The 17,930-nt window shown below is 48.2% G+C and carries 16 protein-coding genes; 1 reads left to right on the top strand and 15 read right to left on the bottom strand.

Translation table 11 applies throughout. The annotated features are described in order from the left end of the window. Positions 1-51: 51 nt before the first annotated feature. The 7 genes from ABFC84_08315 to larA form a co-directional block, all read right to left on the bottom strand. Positions 52-1,155 (bottom strand): hypothetical protein, encoded by a 1,104-nt coding sequence (locus tag ABFC84_08315; protein MEN6412755.1) that lies wholly within the window; start codon positions 1,153-1,155, stop codon positions 52-54. Beyond that, the gene (locus ABFC84_08310; protein ID MEN6412754.1) at positions 1,079-1,516 is read right to left on the bottom strand and encodes a DUF134 domain-containing protein; all 438 of its coding nucleotides are present in this window, start codon (positions 1,514-1,516) and stop codon (positions 1,079-1,081) included. Before ABFC84_08310 ends, ABFC84_08315 begins: the two co-directional genes overlap by 77 nt. 57 nt (positions 1,517-1,573) lie before the next feature. Then, positions 1,574-2,458, bottom strand: a complete 885-nt coding sequence (locus tag ABFC84_08305) for a sugar diacid recognition domain-containing protein (protein MEN6412753.1) — start codon at positions 2,456-2,458, stop codon at positions 1,574-1,576. A 149-nt stretch (positions 2,459-2,607) separates the two neighbouring features. Next, a complete protein-coding gene (locus ABFC84_08300; protein MEN6412752.1) occupies positions 2,608-4,233 on the bottom strand; it encodes an L-lactate permease in 1,626 nt (541 codons plus the stop codon). Positions 4,234-4,381: 148 nt separating this feature from the next. Further along, positions 4,382-5,542, bottom strand: a complete 1,161-nt coding sequence (locus tag ABFC84_08295; GenBank protein ID MEN6412751.1) for a UxaA family hydrolase — start codon at positions 5,540-5,542, stop codon at positions 4,382-4,384. A 2-nt stretch (positions 5,543-5,544) separates the two neighbouring features. After that, positions 5,545-5,844 (bottom strand): UxaA family hydrolase, encoded by a 300-nt coding sequence (locus ABFC84_08290; protein MEN6412750.1) that lies wholly within the window; start codon positions 5,842-5,844, stop codon positions 5,545-5,547. Between the two features lie 91 nt (positions 5,845-5,935). Further along, the gene (gene larA / locus ABFC84_08285; protein MEN6412749.1) at positions 5,936-7,210 is read right to left on the bottom strand and encodes a nickel-dependent lactate racemase; all 1,275 of its coding nucleotides are present in this window, start codon (positions 7,208-7,210) and stop codon (positions 5,936-5,938) included. A gap of 222 nt (positions 7,211-7,432) precedes the next feature. On the opposite strand from larA, the gene ABFC84_08280 reads away from it, so the two are divergent. Further along, on the top strand, positions 7,433-8,620 hold the full coding sequence (locus ABFC84_08280) for a sugar diacid recognition domain-containing protein (protein ID MEN6412748.1): 1,188 nt from the start codon (positions 7,433-7,435) through the stop codon (positions 8,618-8,620). 113 nt (positions 8,621-8,733) lie between these two features. On the opposite strand, the gene ABFC84_08275 is transcribed toward ABFC84_08280, so the two are convergent. The 8 genes from ABFC84_08275 to ABFC84_08240 form a co-directional block, all read right to left on the bottom strand. Further along, a complete protein-coding gene (locus ABFC84_08275) occupies positions 8,734-9,120 on the bottom strand; it encodes a PepSY-associated TM helix domain-containing protein (GenBank protein MEN6412747.1) in 387 nt (128 codons plus the stop codon). Between the two features lie 109 nt (positions 9,121-9,229). Beyond that, entirely contained in the window at positions 9,230-11,266 is a 2,037-nt protein-coding gene (locus ABFC84_08270) for a TonB-dependent receptor (GenBank protein MEN6412746.1), read from the bottom strand. Between the two features lie 69 nt (positions 11,267-11,335). Beyond that, complete coding sequence (locus ABFC84_08265) at positions 11,336-13,051, bottom strand: ABC transporter ATP-binding protein (protein ID MEN6412745.1); 1,716 nt, start codon at positions 13,049-13,051, stop codon at positions 11,336-11,338. Positions 13,052-13,061: 10 nt separating this feature from the next. After that, positions 13,062-13,907 (bottom strand): ABC transporter permease, encoded by an 846-nt coding sequence (locus ABFC84_08260; GenBank protein MEN6412744.1) that lies wholly within the window; start codon positions 13,905-13,907, stop codon positions 13,062-13,064. Between the two features lie 21 nt (positions 13,908-13,928). Further along, a complete protein-coding gene (locus tag ABFC84_08255; GenBank protein ID MEN6412743.1) occupies positions 13,929-14,891 on the bottom strand; it encodes an ABC transporter permease in 963 nt (320 codons plus the stop codon). Between the two features lie 16 nt (positions 14,892-14,907). Then, on the bottom strand, positions 14,908-16,467 hold the full coding sequence (locus ABFC84_08250) for an ABC transporter substrate-binding protein (GenBank protein ID MEN6412742.1): 1,560 nt from the start codon (positions 16,465-16,467) through the stop codon (positions 14,908-14,910). A gap of 32 nt (positions 16,468-16,499) precedes the next feature. Beyond that, the gene (locus tag ABFC84_08245) at positions 16,500-17,318 is read right to left on the bottom strand and encodes a class I SAM-dependent methyltransferase (protein MEN6412741.1); all 819 of its coding nucleotides are present in this window, start codon (positions 17,316-17,318) and stop codon (positions 16,500-16,502) included. Further along, the gene (locus tag ABFC84_08240) at positions 17,315-17,851 is read right to left on the bottom strand and encodes an FmdE family protein (protein MEN6412740.1); all 537 of its coding nucleotides are present in this window, start codon (positions 17,849-17,851) and stop codon (positions 17,315-17,317) included. Before ABFC84_08240 ends, ABFC84_08245 begins: the two co-directional genes overlap by 4 nt. Positions 17,852-17,930: the final 79 nt, after the last annotated feature.

Genomic DNA, 17,930 nt, shown 5'->3' with positions numbered 1-17,930 from the left:
AATTTATCCAGGGACTCAACCGCTCTTAACTCCCGCTTGCAGAAACGGAAGTTAAGAGCGGTTGGTCATCGGATCAAAAATAATTTGCAATCGGGGCATAGTACGATCGCATATACAGCGGCCGCGGATCAATTGTACAATATCTCCCGTCCGGTAACGAATCAGCGGCATTCCTTCCCGGAATAGTGTCGTAAGAACCAGTTCCCCCGGCTTCCCTTCATCCAGCAATTCACCGGTATCCGGATCAATAATTTCGGGAATAAAACAATCGTCTTGAATATGCAGCCCATCCCGCTGGTAACACTCGCCGGCAATTCCCACATTCATAATATCGGAACGACCGTAAAAGAGAAAAACGGGAATCTGAAACTTTTCCTCCAAAACAGCACGGACATCCTCATGGCATTGGTGAACCTCGCAAAAAGCACTCTGCAAGGGCAGCCGGTCAATACCGTTCTGTCTGGCAATACCGAATAATAAAGATATCGCTTCCGGGCTGGAAACAATCGTTGTAACTCCGAAGTCCAGTATCGCCTGAACTTGGGAACTGGCATCAGCCGAGGCCGCAGATACCACCGTTGCACCCAGACATTCAGCAGCCTGCCGAAGAGACAGACTCCTTTCCGGCGGCAAAGCCGAATCAAACATAAGCACTGAACCCGTCGTAATGCCGCAAGAAAGTAAGATGCGGCCAATTGCCTCGGTTTTCCGCTTAAGATCATCTTGTGTAAATCCAGCAGAAAAAAATAAGCCTTCGCCGTTTTTCTCCTGGCACAACCGGTTCAATCCGCTTACCGGCATAGTCAAAAGCCCAAAAGGATAATTTACGGCTAAATCTGTTTGATTCATAAACGGCATCTTCTTCAAATCACCGATACCCTGAATATCGGACGGCTGCAGATTCCATGCCGCCATTCGTTCCTGATAAAAAACCGTCTTTTGATAAACACGACGGATTAACTTGCTTAATTGCTGCTCCTGCCGGTTCTCTCTTTCGGCGTCAGGAGCCGATTCGATGGGACTGAATTGCAAGTGCAGCCCTCCATAATTATTTTTTCCTGCCGGATTATACCGGCGTCTATTCCTGATAACGACTGATATCGCCGGAATGGCACTGGGGACAAACGACATCGCGGCATCTTTGTCCCGTGCCATGGGGCAGGACCCAGTGATGGCCGCAGGCGTTACAGGTAAACTTCCGCTTCTCCTGCTGCTGGCAGCAGCGGGCAATACGAAAGTTCCCCCCCTCAACCCGCAAGGCATAGCCCTGCCAAAGGGCGGTGGCAATTTTCCCGTGGGCTCCATTTACGATCCGGTTAAAAGTAGGCGGCGATATTTCCATCCGCTGAGCGGCACCGGCCTGATCCATCTGCTCCACATCCGCCAGACGGATTGCTTCCATCTCTTCAAATGTCAATACAATTTCTTTCATATCCCTCAGTGGAACGCCTGCCGGTTTATAATGGGTAACCGGCGGCAGCTGCTCTATCCGCCGTTCTTTTTGTGGACGAACCATAGTATACTCCTTATGAAATATATTTCATGTAAATAATATTATGTTTTATTAAAAAAGTCAAGAGCCTGATGATTTACCATCCGCCGAATTTTCTTCCACTAAAGCCGTAACCTGATTCTGAATATCAATAATACTGGTTCCCACGGTCTGTAAGGCAGTTGCCTGTTCATCTGTGGTTACGGCTGTTTGTTCAACCCCTTTAGTAATATTTAAAACAGAAATTTTTATTTGATCCAGTGTCTTGCTGATATCTTGTAAAGAAGTAGCAGAATCGACGGAAAGCTTCCGAACCTCTTCCGCCACAATACTGAATCCTCGTCCGTACTCTCCGGCACGAGCCGCTTCAATCGCGGCGTTCAAGCCCAATAAATTGGTTTGCATAACAATGTTTCTAACTAAATCTACAACCCGGTTAATGTCACTGACATGTTGATCAATTTCCTGTGCCGTTTCCTTCATTGTCTGGCTGGTACCGGCAATTTCTTCGGCACCGGCGGAAATCTCCTGAATACTGGCGGAGGCACCCTGAATTTTCCCCGCTACCGTATTAATAATCTGCTGCCGTGCCGAATGCAGTCTTTCTTTTTTTAGTTCTTCCGTAATGATCATAACTGCCAGTTTTTGTATTGGTTTTACCTGTCCGGGATCTCCTGTAATACCGATGCAACCTATCCTTTCTCCACCCAGCTCAATAGGACCCATATACCCCGGTAAAACCCCCGTCATTGTTTTTGCCATTTCTGCGTCTATCGAAACATATTCCGCCTCTCCGCTTACAACCCGTCTTCCCCCCTCATGAATATTGCCAAGCCGCTCTTTTTGCATCGTTGCAATAATCTCGCCATTTTCACCCATCACGTTAATATTACAGTTAATCGCTTCATACAGCAAATTCACCACTTTCTGTGCAATTTCCTGAGGAATCTGATGTTTTTGTGCCATAACATTACCTCCGCCGCCTATAAAATGTAATCCAAAATTTCAAATCACAACCAAATTATACCATTATTTTACCTCAATTGCGCCAAATATTCAAATATGAAGAAAGCACGCCACCGGCGTGCTTTCTTCATAAGTTTTGCAATACTCTTTTACGGCACCAAGCCAGGGAATACAAAGGCATACAGCCAGACGATGATGCCCAGCAATATGGCGTAGGGAACGGCAAACTTAATAGTTTGACGCATAATCAAACCTTCCTTGCCCATCAATCCCACAGCGGTAGCGGCAATAACGATACTCTGCGGCGAAATCATTTTGCCGGCTGTCGATCCAACATTCCCGCCGGTTGCCATCAGGATATCGGAAAGTCCCAAACCTTGGGCAGTCAATTTCTCCAAATTACCGAACAAAGCGTTAGACGAGGTAGCGCTGCCGGTAATAAATACGCCCAAGGCACCAATCAGCGGACTCAGGAACGGCATAACCTGCTGGTTCACCGTATTGACAAGATTCTGCGCCATAATTGCAATCATCGATTTTTGCGCAGCCCCCGAAGCAGTTGCCCAAACAACAGCTTTTGTCTTAGGATCTACAATCGGCATTGCTAAATTCATGACCTCGGAAATAGACAAGATGCAGGCAACGGTAATGAAAGCCGGCATCATTTGTTTTAGAGTAACCCCAACCTGCTTGGTAAATTCCGAAAAGCGGATCCCCATGAACTGGAAAGCAACCAACCCGGCAATCAATACAATTGTACCAGGGCTTTGGAACCAGGAAAATGCATATGGTTTTCCGGGATTGTAAATTTGGAATTTTACCAGCAAAGCGCTAAATCCCGGAGCTTTACCCGAAATATAGGGTGCTGTTGAAGGCAAGCTTACTGCTAGAACAAAAATTGCCACCAGGATATAAGGCAGCCACGCCAGTCCCAGTTCTTTGAAATCAATATTTTTAGACCCCATTCCACTGCAAGCGGCTTCTCCGGGGAAAACCCATACTGTCTCGGTCTTTAGGTTATACAGATAAATTGACAATGCGGCTAAACAAGCCAAAGCGCCCAAAATGGTGGCCATGGTGGAATCAATGATATTACAAACAGCAAATTGGACAACGGAAAAACTAAGACCGGTAATCAAAATTCCCGGAATAATACCCTTCATGCCTTTGACGCCGGACATGACATAAACACAGGAAAATGTCATCAGGAACGCCATAATCGGCATAATACGTCCGCCCATTTGCGACAGTTTTACAAAATCAAGGCCGGTGGTAAGAGCCAGGGTATTAGTCGGAATCGACAGTGAACCGAACGGAACCGGTCCGGTGTTGGATACGAGGCAAACCAGAGCGGCTGTCATCGGGTCGTAGCCCAACCCGACCAAAATACTGGCCGGAATGGCAACCGGTGCGCCGAAACCGCAGATACCTTCCAGGAAAGCGCTGAAGCCGTAGCCAATCAGCAAAGCCTGGGCCCGACGGTCGCTGGTCAATGAAGACATGCAATTCTGCAGCTTATCCATCCAGCCGGTAGCCTTTAATACATTATAAATAACAATGGCCCCAAAGGGAATATACATAATTGGAAATATACCGGTGATTGCACCCTGCAAAGCAGCCAGCAAGGTTACCTGTGCCGGAAATCCGAAATAAAAGATTGCAACTAAAACGGTCACCGCCCAAGCAACCGGAGCAACCTTAACTGCCGGTTTCATCAGTATCGGCAGACCGATCAGCATGACTATTATTGGTAATGAAGCAATTAAAGCGTCCAAACTTGTCCCCCCTTATTTAACTAGCACGGATGATATTTTATTTTATACATTCGTCTATTTATCCCCATGCATTTTAATCAAAACCCAGGTATTATAACAACTCCATGGTTACTTAAGGAAGATAATTATCCTTTTTTCGTAGTGCTAATCAGATAACCGGACCCCACATATAAATATCCATTGAGTTGGTATAACCGGATATCTCGGCTTTTGTCATGGCACCGGAAGCAACTTTGACCAATTCTTCCAAAACACGCCGTCCGGCATCAGGAATCGTATCGCCCCCGTCAATTACGGCACTCAGATTCATATCAATATGATCGCTCATTTTTTCCGCTGCTGTACGGCTACCGGTAATTTTCAATACCGGGACAAAGGGAAATCCCTGCGGCGCTCCCCGCCCGGTTGCGAACGCAATCACATTACAGCCTGCCGCCGCCAGACCGGTCAGGATCTCCGGTTCCCGGCCGGGAGAATCCATAACGACCAGTCCTTTGACTTGCGGACGCTCGCCATACTCGTACACTGCCTGAATGGGTGCGCTGCCGGCCTTAGCAATAGCGCCGAGGGATTTCTCCTCAATCGTGGTCAGACCGCCTTTAATGTTGCCGCCGGTAGGTTGGCCGCCGCGGATATCTTCCCCAACTGCCATCGCCCGATTTTCCATGCGTTTTACAAGAGCGAAAATTCCTTTGGCCACCTCCTCGTTAGCGGCATGACGGGCTAAAATATGTTCTGCCCCGATAAACTCAGTGACTTCACCCAATACGGAAGTACCGCCTTCAGCTACCAGTAAATCGGAAGCCACACCAATCGCCGGATTTGGTACAAGACCGGACGTCGTATCCGAGCTGCCGCATTTCATACCCATGACGAGTTCGCTGATGGGAAACGGTTCTCTGGCTTGCAACGATGCCTCCCGTACCATTTCCTGAGCCAGCAAAATCCCCTGAGCCGTAGTCCTTGACGCGCCGCCGGTTTCCTGCACCACAATATGCTCCACCCGTTTGCCGCTGGCACGAATACCTTCGATAACTTGGGAAAGATCCGTGCTTTCACACCCCAGGCTGACCAATAATACGGAGTGCAAATTGGGATTGCGTCCCAGCCCAATCAAAGTATGATTGACCTTGCCAATATCAAGGGGCGTCTGACAGCAACCCTGGTGATGAGTAAAACGAACCGTGCCCTGAACCTTGCTGGCAATCGCTTCTACCACTTCATTCACACATACAACTACAGATAAAACACCTACATAATTTCGCGTACCCACCGTACCGTCGGCACGGCGATAACCCAAAAATTCCATAATTATTTATCTCCTTTCAGATCACCGCGGCCGCGCAGGCTTTCAATATTTTGCACATGGGCATGACAGCCGCTCGGAATATCCTTCGTTGCCCGTCCGATAACCTCGCCATACTTTAGAATATCTTCACCTTTGGTAATATTCCGCACAGCAAACTTATGCCCGTAAGGAATATCCTCTGCCAAAACAGCCGCATGCAGTTCACGTCCTAAGCGAACCGATGCTTTTTGACCGGCTTTCAATATTTGCACTGCTGTCGCCACATTATCCTTCTCATTCAATACGATTGCATCAATAGCCATATTTTTCCTCCTTTGTGTTTTTCTATATAATGCATTAAAAATCCATATTTCTAATGCCCCTTATATAGCCGACTGATAAACCCGCCTATACTCAGTTGATAATGACTGCCACCCCATCGGGAATTACAGTAAATGTAGCTTGGGGGCCGGCAATTTTTGCCGCCGCCAGTGCTTCTTCCATTGTCGATGCAGGTTTGAATCCCATATCGGCAATGAGTTGATGATCGCATTGATCACTGACGATAATAACCGTATGCTTCAATTGAATGCGGGCGATAATTTGCGCCGCCCACTGATCGGGAATGGTGGAGTTCCGGCCGATTTTCATAATCTTGTCCATAACCTCCCGGGCGCCGCCCGGTGCCTCTTTGAACCATTTGTAGAACGCCTCGCCGCCGTGTCCGTCGTTGCAGGCGGCACAAATGATGATTACCCCCCCCTGCTTGCAGGTCGCTTCCCCGGAAGACAAGCCTTTCACCAGTTGATAAATGTTCTGATCCAAAGGATAGCCGCCGTTAGAGGTAATCACAATATCGGCCGGCTTTGCCTCAACGGATGCCAGTTCGCGAACAAACTGACAGCCTGCCACATGAGCCTGCTCCAGATCCCCGGCAAAAGCATGAATGACTTTTTTATCGGCATCAATGACAACATTCATAATAAAGGCCAGCTTCGCCTGTTTCGCGGCAAACAGCATGTCGGTATGAATCGGATTACCGTCTAAAATACCGGCCCGGGCTTTTTCGTGGGCAATAAACTCGGAACAATGGTTGGCCTGAATAGTTTCTCCGCTGACAATCCCCGGCAGAACGCTTTTCCGCCCCCCGGAAAACCCGGCGAATAAATGAGGCTCGATAAACCCTTCGGCGATAAGCAAATCTGCTTCCATTGCCAGCTTGTTGATTAACAAATCACCGCCGGACGGCAGCTTACCGGCAGAAACCAGTGTACTTTTATCCCAGCAGTCATGCACAACGATCTTCTCATTCTTCAGCAGTTCCTCGCCAAACTTATTCAGCAGCTCAGCCTGCGTGGTCGCCCGATGAAAGCCGGTCGCCACCAAAAACGTAATATCTGCGCCCGGATTCGTGCTGCGAATTTCTTTCAGCAGCAGCGGACTGATAATTTTAGTGGGGACAGGCCGTGTATGATCACTGGTAATAATCACAATTTTTTTGCGTCCCTTTGCCAGCTCGCACAGCCGCGGCGATGCAATAGGATTTTCCAACGCCCGTTGTACCAATTCAGCTTCACCGGCCTCCGGTTTATACCGGTGAGCCCTGGATTCCAATATGCCTTGCAGCTGTGCGTCCGGCAGGGAAACTGCAATATGGCTTTTACTGTACGGAATATTAATTGTCGCCATCTTTTTTCCTCCAAACTTGTATTTAAATCATATGAAATATAATTCAATATCTTCTTTATGATCCCTTTGTGCTTCAAGAACAAAAATTTAGAATATTCACAGTTCATTCTTGTTCATCAGGCACATATACGAATTCCATTGCCACTAATGTACAAAAGCCAGCCGCATTTACTCACAACCGGGATAATGGTAAAATGAAGTTGACGGAAAGGGGTTGATACTATTACCATTATCTCGCGGGAACTTGCACAGAAAATCGTTAATCAACTTATGGATATTGTCCACCGGAATGTAAATATTATGAATTGCAGCGGACTTATCATCGCTTCCGGTCAGTCTGAACGAATCAATACTTTTCATCAGGGAGGAAAACTGGCTGTAGAAGAAAAAAATGTCGTTGAAATCCAAACGAACGAAGTGGAGCATTACAGCGGTGCTTTGCCTGGAGTCATGTGGCCGATTGATATAAAAAAGAAAATTGTCGGCGTTGTCGGCGTAACCGGTGAACCGCGTGAAGTACGTGATACCGCTAAGCTGGTAAAAACCGTCACCGAGTTGATTCTGGAACGGGAAATGTTTCTGGCCGATTACCGATCGGAAAACAGAGTAAAAGCACAGCTGGTGGATTTGCTGTTCTCCAATCAACCGGAGGGAGCAAAAGAAGATATTAAAACATTGGCCGAAATGCTCAACTATCGGATCAACCTGCCGCGCTTGGTCATTCTCATTGCACTGGAGCCGGCAGGCAAAGACGATTTTTGCGCCGATGGCCTGCAAAATCTGTATTCCGCCCGTATCCGGGAAACGGTGCTGAATACGATTAAAGAAGCTGCTTGTTTTACCGACCAGGATATCAGCTTGTTTTATAAAAAAAATTTATGTATTATTAAATCCTTGGCCGATGATTTCTGCGAAAAGAAGCTGAATATTTTTACGAAAAGTGTAACTGGCATGCTAAAATCTCTGCAGCCTCCATTGACGATACAAATAGGAATCGGCAGTCCGGCAGCCAATGAATCCCTGCTTCGCCAGTCTTACGAAGAGGCGCTATTTGCTCTGTCGTCTTCCCCGCCGGATCAAACCCGCTCCATCGCCGAATATGACATCCTGCTAAATTATCTATTTGAAAATCAATGCGGCAAATGCGCTTCTTCCCTGGCGCTAAAAAAAATCAAACAGAAATTTGACGAAGTCAAAAGTCCCTATGATATGCATAAAACATTGGACTGCCTATTGGCAAACAATCTCAACATCTCCGCGACTGCCAGCCAATTATTTATCCACCGGAACACCCTGAAGTTCCGTCTGGAAAAACTGAAAAAAATTGTCGGTCTGGATCCCTGCCATTTTTTTCAGCATGCGATGATTTGTAAATTTATTCTTTCAATGGATAAAAAGGACTGCTGTTAAGACTACCAACAGCGTTATCCCCGTTTGTGCTGCTTCGTACAAAAATTCCTTTCATGTATACATGAAAGGAATTTTTGTAACTATACATAACGATTTAACCCGTAACCAATACATTATTTTTTACTGCCCGCCCGCAGCAAAACCACTGAGAAATAAACTCCCGTAGCCGCTAAAATAATAAGAGCAATGGCGGTAAGATCAACCAGCCATTTCAGATTCATATTGTCAAAATTTCCGGTATGCAACGTTTTCATTGTATGATACAGACTGTCAGAATGTTGTCCCTGCCCTCTCGGCTGATTTTGCAGCTTCTGCCCGCCATTCCCGGCGGCAGCCGCCAAATGTTGCTGCTTCCCGGCTTCCACTCTCATCTTCGGCTGGTTCTCTCCCAGCAGCCACGGTTCGGAAAGCAATAAACCGGTTACCGCTTCAACCAGTAAAAAAACAGAAAAGAATAATCCCAGCCAAAGATGCAGCTTGCGTATAGTTTGCAATTTCATTTGTTGCATCATCCTCCGTGCCTAATCTCAATTCGAATCAAGCGTCAAACTATTATAGCCATAATAACATCTTTTCTGCCTTGAAGCAAACGAACGCTGCAGCATCGCCTTAAAAGCCGATTTGGTACGACAGACTGTAATTAATGCCCGGCATTGGGAATCCGGCTGTTTGCTGATAATCTTTGTCGAAAATGTTGTTGACGGCCAAAGCAACCGTTCTGTTGTCTTTCGTATACGACATAGCAAGATCAACAATCGCATAATTGCCAAGGGTTTTATTCTTCCGGTAGCGGGTGTCCAGGGAACTGCGGAATCCCTGCAGATTATTATAGCGCAGGCCGAAATTAACAGTCTGTTTCGGCAGGTTAGTCAAATCCGTCCCGTCAGGATCAAGCTGATCACCTGATTTACTGGCGGTCTGGGTCGTAAAATTGAATACCGCGCCCGCTTTTTGATTGAACTGATAGTCGGTGGCAAACTCCAGCCCCTTAATTTTAGCATGATCAATATTATACGTGGGCGGTTGAGAGCCAATTTCCGAACCGGAATAAACATTCACATAGTCATCGATATCATTCAGGAAACCGGTAACCCGGCCGTTCCATTTAGCGGTAAACTCCTTTTTCCAGCCCAATTCGTAGGCCATGCCGTGTTCGGGCTTCAGTGTTCCCAGTACCTGCTGCCAGGTGTTTAAATTCCATTTTAAACCATGTGCGGTGTTATATGTCGTCAAATTAGCCGGAGTGTTTCCCTTAGAGTCGTTATAATAGTTACCGCTCCAACGGGAATAATCGGCCACCGTCGGCGCCCGGAACACCCGGCTGGCACTGGCGTACACCGCTTCCCGGGAATTCAGCTGATACGTTACGCTGGCTTTCGGGCTCAACTGGGATTCATCCGCCAAATCCACATCGGTTTTCTGATTTTCCGCATCGTACACATCATAGCGCATCCCCAAGCCGACGACTGTTTTATGATTGACCTGCCAGTTATCCTGAAGAAAATAGCCGTGCAGATTGGCTTCGAAGGCGCTGCTGCCGCTCAGCTTCAATTGCCGGAAATCCAGGCCGTCTATCAGGTTATGATTATTGATCTTCCGGTTTTGCTGCCAGCTGTAGCCGGTATTTTTGGTATCCAGCCCCGAGACAGACGTACTGTTTTTCGTTATTAAATAATCCTCCCGGTTCTGCGTATTTCTGTATAAGTTCAATTTCCAATTTTCATTATCATAATTCAAAGCATAATTCTTTGTTTTAAATTCACGGTAGCTGCCGTCCAGATACTGCTTGCCGGAAGCAAAACCGGCATTAGGCGCCACCGGTACTTCCGGATAGTCGGAATCCCAGCCATTGTCATTCGCCGCCAAGTGATTATTGCCGGTAATGACCCCTTCTTTTCTGTCGCTGTCAGTAAATGCAAAAGACATTTTTTTCTTCTCTGCAAGATGATAGGTCATATTCAAGTTAACATCTTTGGCATCAATGGAATTATTGCGGTAATAGCCGTCGCCTTCCCGTTTATTGGCGTTAATGATCCAGGAAAATTTACCGTTCTCATCGGTTCCCTGGTTCGTCAGTGAGGTCTTCCAATCATTATAGCTGCCGTAGCTGTATTTGAGAAACGTCTTATTTTCTCCGGGATTGTCCACCGTTACAATATTGATAACGCCGCCCCAGGTGCCGCCGTATAAAGCCGAGCTGGCACCGCGGATAATCTCAATTTTCTTGACATTGTTGACAGGCAGGGAGTCCCATTCCAGGGACCGGCCCCGGAAGATCCCCCCCTGATTTTCGATGACATTGCCGTTAATGGCCACCAGAATTCTTTCGTTGCTCATTCCCCGCATACTAACGGTAGTGCCGGACTGAGGGCTGGTATTCACAATGACTCCGGGAACATCCTGCAGCAGATCGGTAATGCTTTTAATCTGCCCGGCATCGATTTTATCCTTCACATTAATGGAAGTCACTTTCGTCGCTTCATTTTCATTATCCTGAACAGCCCGGCTGTCGGTGACCAAAATCGTCTCCATGGTAAAATCCGGCGCCGCATCTTCCGCATATACCGCCGGAGCTGCCGCCATAAAAGATGCTATCACCGCTAAAATAGTTTTTGAAACTAATGATCGTCTCTTTATTTTTTTCAAAAAATATACCTCCCCCGTTTGATTGCCTATCCTAAGCATTGCTAAGAACACGATTTACAAAAAGCAGCACTAAATTTCCCCCGCCTGTCCGACCCCAAGCAATTGTTTCGTATACTCTTGAGCCGGTTTGAAAAATACTGTCTGGGCATCTCCGTGCTCGACGATCCGGCCCTGATACATCACATAAACTGTATCGGCGATTTTTTGCGCTACCGCCAAATCATGGGTAATATACAGCATGGCAAACCCGCTGCGATTCTGCAGACCTTTGAGCAGCCGCAAAATATTAGCCTGCGTCGACGGGTCCAGCATGGAACTGATTTCATCGGCAATCAGCAAAACCGGTTCCATAACCAAAGCCCGGGCCAGCGACACCCGCTGGCGCTGGCCGCCGCTTAACGTGTAGCATTTCCGCCGCAGAAAATCATCCCGCATGGGAAGCTGTACCTGAATCAAAGCCTTTCTGACTGCCTCTTGCCGTTCAGCGGCAGAAGCCGGGTCCCGCAAAATATCCAGCGGTTCCCGCACCGCCGCTTCCACCGTAAACTGTTCATTAAGCGAAGAATAAGGGTCCTGAAATACGATCTGCATGCCGTTTTTCCGGCAGGTTGCCCCGTTATGCTTCACCTTGTCTCCCTGAAACAAAACTTCGCCTGCATCGGCATCCAGTACGCCGCAAAGAATACTCGCCAAAGTCGTCTTGCCGGAACCAGACTGACCGATCAGCGCCGCTATTTCTCCGGAACGAATTTCAATGGCGCACTCATCGCAGGCCGGAATCTCTTTTCCCTGCAGCTTATACGTTTTACAAATACCACTCCCTTTTAGAACAGTCACAATGCCGCCCCGGTTACAGGCAACCAAATGTCCTGGCTCCGCTGGCTGCAGCAATGGCTTTTGACTTTCACAAACCGCAAGGCACTGACTGCAGCGGGGATAAAACGGACAGCCGCCTCCTTCTGTCTCCTTTTCTTCACCGGGAATTCCCCATAAATCGCGAAAAGGATTTATTTCCGGCGAAGCGTTCAACAGTCCCCGGGTATAGGTATGAAGAGGATGTTCCATAATCTTTTCCGTTGGACCCTCTTCCACAATCCGGCCTTTATACATCACGGCCAGCCGTGATGTCAGGCCGGCTACCAAGCCGATTTCATGGGATATGACAATCATACCGAACTTTTGCTCACAGTGAAGCTGCCGCAGCAAAGCGGCAATTTCCTGTTTAGCGACAGCATCCAGGGCATTCGTCGGCTCATCCACAAGCAGGACATCCGGTTCACAGGAAAGAGCCATGGCCAACAAAACCCGCTGCCGCATGCCTCCCGACAACTGATGGGGATAATCATATTGCCGGTCCGGGTCCAGCCCCACCATCGCCAAAAGGCTGCCGACTTTTTCCTTTGCCTCCCTGTTGCCCAAAATCGTATGCTCCCGCAAGCATTCCAGGATCTGCTCCCGAACCGTAAGCACCGGATTCAATACATCCAGACTATTTTGAAAAACAAGGGCTATTTTCCCCCAGCGATAGCGGTTGCGCTCCGGTTCAGGCAATTGCAGCAATTCCGTGCTGCGATAATACACCTGTCCGCATACGCCGGTCTCTCTGCCCAGCAGCCCCAGCACCGCCAGAGCAGTGGTGGTCTTGCCGCTGCCGGATTCACCGATAATACCGAGACTTTCTCCCTGTTTCAGTATCAGTGAAACATCATCCACCGCCGTAACCGCGAAAGAACCGGCAGCATAACGAACTGTCAAATTTTCTATTTTCAGCAATATTGGCGTCATGAATGTCTCCCTATAATTTGGCATTCACCAATTTCTCGCAGTCTCTGGCCAAAATGGCAATAGCCGCAACCAGCAGTGTAATGGCTGCCAGCGGGACGGTCAGCCACCATTTCCAGAATTCCGTGAAATAAATGCCCTTAAAATGAACCGCATGATTCAAAATCAGTCCCCAGCTTTTTGAAGTCGGATCGCCAAGGCCCAGAAACGACAGACCGGCTTCCGCCACGATCGCCCGTCCGGTCAGGCGAATGATGCTGATGGCAATCAGCGGCAGCACTCCGGGAAGAAAATGATGTTTGACTAAATGAAAAAAACCCGCCCCGAAGCTGACAGCAGCCGTAATATATTTTTCCTGTTTGATGGACAGTATCCTGGACCGCACGATTCTGGCCGGGCCGGTCCAGGAAAACAAGGCAAGGACTAAAATAATATTGTAAATGCCGGGGCCGAAAAATACCCCCAGTAAAATCATCATCGGCAGATCCGGCAGGGCAATCATCAAATCCGTCAACCGCATTACGATCCGGTCGGTAATCCCGCCAAAATATCCGGACACCATTCCCAGAATACTGCCGCCCAGTCCGGCCAAAAAAGCGGTGCTCAGCCCGATAATCACACTCAGCCGTGCGCCGTGACAAATCTGCGCCCACAAATCAATTCCCATGTCGTCGGTTCCCAGCCAGTGCTGGGCACCAGGCGGCTGCAGCGCTTTCCCCGACGGCAGATTGTAGGAGTAAGGCGATAGCCAGCCGGCAAAAACACCGGCAAACAGAATAAACAGCACAACTATAAGGGCAATCCTGGCGGCTGGCGACAGCTTATGATATATTTTGGCAAAGATCTCCGTGATTCGCATTGCACAGGTTCCTCTCTTTTGTTAACGGATCCGGGGATCAAGCTTTTGATAAAGCATATCAGCGGCAAAATTCATGGTAAGAACCGCAGCGGCGATAAACAAAAAAATCCCCTGAATTAAAGCATAATCCCGGATCATCACCGACTCCCGCATCAAATACCCCACTCCGGGATACCGAAATACATTTTCCACCAGCACAGCACCGCCAAAAACATGCCCCAGGCTCAGAAACATCCGGGTGACAACCGGTATGGCGGCATTTCGCAGCGCATGACCGAACAAAATCCGTTTTTTCGTCAGTCCCTTGCCCTGTGCCGTACGAATATAGTCTTTCGACAAAACGGTCAGCATGCTGTTCCGGGAAATCAGGTAAAATTCCCCCAGCCGCGCCACCACCAGAGTCAGGACCGGCAAAAGCGCATGATGAACAATATCCAGCATCTTCGGCAGCGGCGATGCAAAAACCGCAAAGGGACTCATTCCCCCGGACAACGGAAACCACCCCAGACAGACCGCGCCAATAAACAGAAAAAACAGTCCAATTAAAAAGGACGGAATTTCTGAAAAACTGATCATTAACAGATACAATCTTTGGTCAAAAGAACGATTCCGCTTCCAGGCGGAAAAACTGCCCAGAATCGTTCCCAGCACACAGCTGATCCCAAGGGACACCGTCACCAGGGAAACAGTCCAAGCTGCCCGTTTTTCAATCATGGCCAGCACATCTTCATGATAATAAATACTGTAGCCGATATACCCGTGCAGCATATTATCGATATACTGCACGTACTGGCTGGAAAGCGGCTTATCGAGGCCATAATATTCCTTGTACCTGGCAATCTGCTCTTCGGAGCAGGTTATCGCAACTTCGTCCGTATCCGCTGCCAAAAAAGTAAAGGGATCCCCGGGAATCAGCCGGGGAAGGAGAAAATTCAGCGTAATGATGCAAAAAAAAGTAAGTGCATATTCGCCGAATTTTCTCACCATCCGGCCTCCGGGGCTATTGGCCTGCCAAATAGGATAATTTGTTGTGGGTGACTTCGTGATGGTCAAACATATACCTCCAGCCGTCGTATTTAGCCGGTCTGTAGACAATATAGCCGGTTGTATTATAAAGAGGCAGCCGCGGAACTTCCTCGGCGATTATTTCCTGGAGCCGAAAAATCAAGGCTTTACGCTTTTCCCTGTCCATGGTTATGATTTGCTGTGCGCCAAGATCATTAATTTGCGTATTGCTGTAGCCGGGTATTCCTCTGCCCAGGAAAGCGGAGTCTGCATTTGCGCCGGCGGCGTAAACGCTTCTAAGCAGATCGGCATCACCGCCCCAGCCGCCGTAACCGTTGAGAAGAATCTCATACTCTCCTTTTTTGGCCGCCGCATCCCGCGTTTTACCGTCGACACTCCTGATTTTCAGCCCAATACCGGCCCGGGCACAGCTGATTTTAAGCAATTCGGCAATCCGGACTTCATCATTTGAATTCGAAATCAGGAGCGTAAACTCCGGCGTCCGGCCCTTCAGCAGTTCTTGTGCTTTGGCAATATTAAATTCATATTGCCTGACACCGGGATTGTACCAGATATGACCGGTCGGCAGATAACCGGCGCTGGCCGGTACAGCCGCCCCTCTTGCCACTTTTTCCACAAGCTCCTGTCGATCCACCGCATAAGCAAAAGCCTGCCTCATGTTTTTATCCTGAAACTCCGGCCGCCGTTCCAGATTGAAAGTAAGGCAGTATCCCCAAAACGGCGGATTCTTCTGAATCTTAAATTCTTCATTATCTTGATACTTAGACAACAGATCGGGAGAAATTACCGTCAAGTCAATCTCGCCTTTATCAAAGGCCAAAATATTATCACTGACGGGAACAAACTGCAAAACATCCACCCGCGGCTTCGGTCCCCAATATTCCTTAAACGCTTCAAATTTATAAGCGCCCAGTTCTTTATTGTATTCCTTCAAAACATAAGGCCCGCAGCCGATCACCGCTTCCGGGCCGTTAAAATTCTGCGGATCCTGTACCTTTTCCCAAATATGCTTTGGAATCATCCGCGCTTGCCCCAGCCGCCCCAAAAGCGCAGCGTTAGGCTGATCCACCGTAATTTTTACAGTGTGGTCATTGAGAACCTCCACTTTCTCAATGACGCTCTTGCCGTTCAGAGTCAATTCATCCCCAAGGGGAGGATGCAGAATAAAATACTCAAAAGAAAATTTTACATCCTCTGCCGTCATCGGCTTGCCATCCTGCCATTTCACATTTTGCCGGAGAAAAAACGTATAGACCTTTCCATCGGCCGATACATCCCATTTTTCCGCCAGCCAGGGAATATAGTCTTTTTCTCCCCGTTCCAGCAAGCTGTCAAAAATCAATTGCATTTTAAACATGCCTGGACCTCTGGCATAGTGGCTGTAAGGAGTGGGATAGCCGCAGTCGCCGCCTGCCAGATTCACCACAAGCGCTTTTCCGCGGTCGGATGATAAAGAATTCCCGCCGCAGCCTGACGCCAGCACCAGCAAAGCAACAGCCAGCGCCGCTGCCATAATTTTACACACCTTATTCATCAACAGTACCGGTCCCCTCTTTCCCAATACTCCTATACCTTCCAGCAAATCCAGGCAATTTTAGAGCTGACTTTTTCACTGACCTTGCCGTCCGCAGCGATAGCGGCAAGATAGTCCCGGATTTTTTTATTTATTGCCTCCTCGTCGCTGCCGTCTGTCTGAAATTGATTGGTGTAATTTTCCACAGCCTGTTCCAGCGGCCAGGTATTTTCCCATTCGGTATCCTGATAAGTAATCTCAGGATAGTAACCGGACAGGAAAAGAATATTGATGGCATAGTAAATGTTCCTGCCCCATCGCGCCTCCCCGCCCCGATTATGAAGAATATGCTGCAGCTCGTCCCTGACAGCGCCTTCCCGCTTTGCAAAACTGCTCATAAAACAGGCGCCGCTGCTGGCTTGGCACATTTTCAGCAAAGCGTTGCCGCTGCTGATGCCGGGGCACATGGAAGCAAAAACCAGATCAAATTTTTTTACCCAGCCGCGTTCCTTTAAATCTAAGGACTCCCAGGCAGCCATATCAAAAAAAACATTGTCACAGTTGGCTTGCCGTGCGTTCTCCCGGGCATGCTCAAGCATTTTGGGAGAAATATCCAGGCCGACTGCCTGTTTCGCCTGCCCGGCAAATTCCACCGTGAACCGGCCGGGACCGCAGCCAATATCCAAAATACTGGAGCCTTTAAACAGCATGCCCTTTTCAGTTAAATAAGCGAGGACATCTGCCTGCCGCCGGCTGCTTTCTCTGTGACGGAAATGATCATTAAATTCATCGGCCCGCAAGTTCCAGACCTTTTGCATCCGGTTTAAATCCGGTTCATTATCCCAGGCCGCCGTAAAATCCTCCAGTTTCATGAGTTGCCCCACCCTCGGTTATAATCGGCAAAACAGTCCAGACAGAGCTTTTTGCCTTCATGAATCCTTACTCGATGTTCCGCGACGCCCTCACCGCATTGTTCACAAATCACGGTATTAAACAGTCTGGCCTTTTCCGGTACACTGAAATGAGGTTCTTTGCAGGTAAAAATCTCAGCGGCCGGTGCTTCTAAAATATAGTTCTGCCTTTCTTTTCGTTCCATTTCCCCGGAAAAAGGCTTTAATACCAGCCGGATGCTCCTGCCGCTCGCCCGGTCAAAAAAGCTGAAAGCCTGCTTGCCGGTATTTTTATACAACAGATTTCCCTTTCCCAAAGTGCAGCCGGTAATTACCTGAATAGCATCGACGCCGCAGGCATCATTTTCCGTCACGCACACCACTTCCTCATCGGCGGAAAATGTAATTCCCAGCTTTTCTTTTGCGGCTTCACAGGCTTTAAAGCCAATTGCCAGTCCCGGGCACTCATGCCCGTGAAACTCCACGCACTGCTCCCATTGCTGCTGATTTATCATCTGTTCATGCCTCCTGAAATTAAAATAAAAAATGCCAAAAAAGCTCTCCCGTTACAGAGAAAAGCCTTCATGGCATATT

It is taken from the genome of Veillonellales bacterium (assembly GCA_039680175.1).
GTDB lineage: Bacteria > Bacillota > Negativicutes > JAAYSF01 > JAAYSF01 > JBDKTO01.
The sequence above is the reverse complement of the archived record's forward strand: the minus strand, read 5'-3'. Positions and strand labels throughout refer to the sequence as shown.

Excerpts from the sequence above, each read along its gene's own strand:
- ABFC84_08290 (MEN6412750.1), bottom strand. The coding sequence starts at position 5,844 with ATGGCTATTGATGCAATCGTATTGAATGAGAAGGATAATGTGGCGACA.
- ABFC84_08310 (MEN6412754.1), bottom strand. The coding sequence starts at position 1,516 with ATGGTTCGTCCACAAAAAGAACGGCGGATAGAGCAGCTGCCGCCGGTT.
- ABFC84_08245 (MEN6412741.1), bottom strand. The coding sequence starts at position 17,318 with ATGAAACTGGAGGATTTTACGGCGGCCTGGGATAATGAACCGGATTTA.
- ABFC84_08260 (MEN6412744.1), bottom strand. The coding sequence starts at position 13,907 with ATGCGAATCACGGAGATCTTTGCCAAAATATATCATAAGCTGTCGCCA.
- ABFC84_08265 (MEN6412745.1), bottom strand. The coding sequence starts at position 13,051 with ATGACGCCAATATTGCTGAAAATAGAAAATTTGACAGTTCGTTATGCT.
- ABFC84_08315 (MEN6412755.1), bottom strand. The coding sequence starts at position 1,155 with ATGGCACGGGACAAAGATGCCGCGATGTCGTTTGTCCCCAGTGCCATT.
- ABFC84_08295 (MEN6412751.1), bottom strand. The coding sequence starts at position 5,542 with ATGGAATTTTTGGGTTATCGCCGTGCCGACGGTACGGTGGGTACGCGA.
- ABFC84_08305 (MEN6412753.1), bottom strand. The coding sequence starts at position 2,458 with ATGGCACAAAAACATCAGATTCCTCAGGAAATTGCACAGAAAGTGGTG.
- ABFC84_08250 (MEN6412742.1), bottom strand. The coding sequence starts at position 16,467 with ATGAATAAGGTGTGTAAAATTATGGCAGCGGCGCTGGCTGTTGCTTTG.
- ABFC84_08240 (MEN6412740.1), bottom strand. The coding sequence starts at position 17,851 with ATGATAAATCAGCAGCAATGGGAGCAGTGCGTGGAGTTTCACGGGCAT.
- larA (MEN6412749.1), bottom strand. The coding sequence starts at position 7,210 with ATGGCGACAATTAATATTCCGTACAGTAAAAGCCATATTGCAGTTTCC.
- ABFC84_08275 (MEN6412747.1), bottom strand. The coding sequence starts at position 9,120 with ATGAAATTGCAAACTATACGCAAGCTGCATCTTTGGCTGGGATTATTC.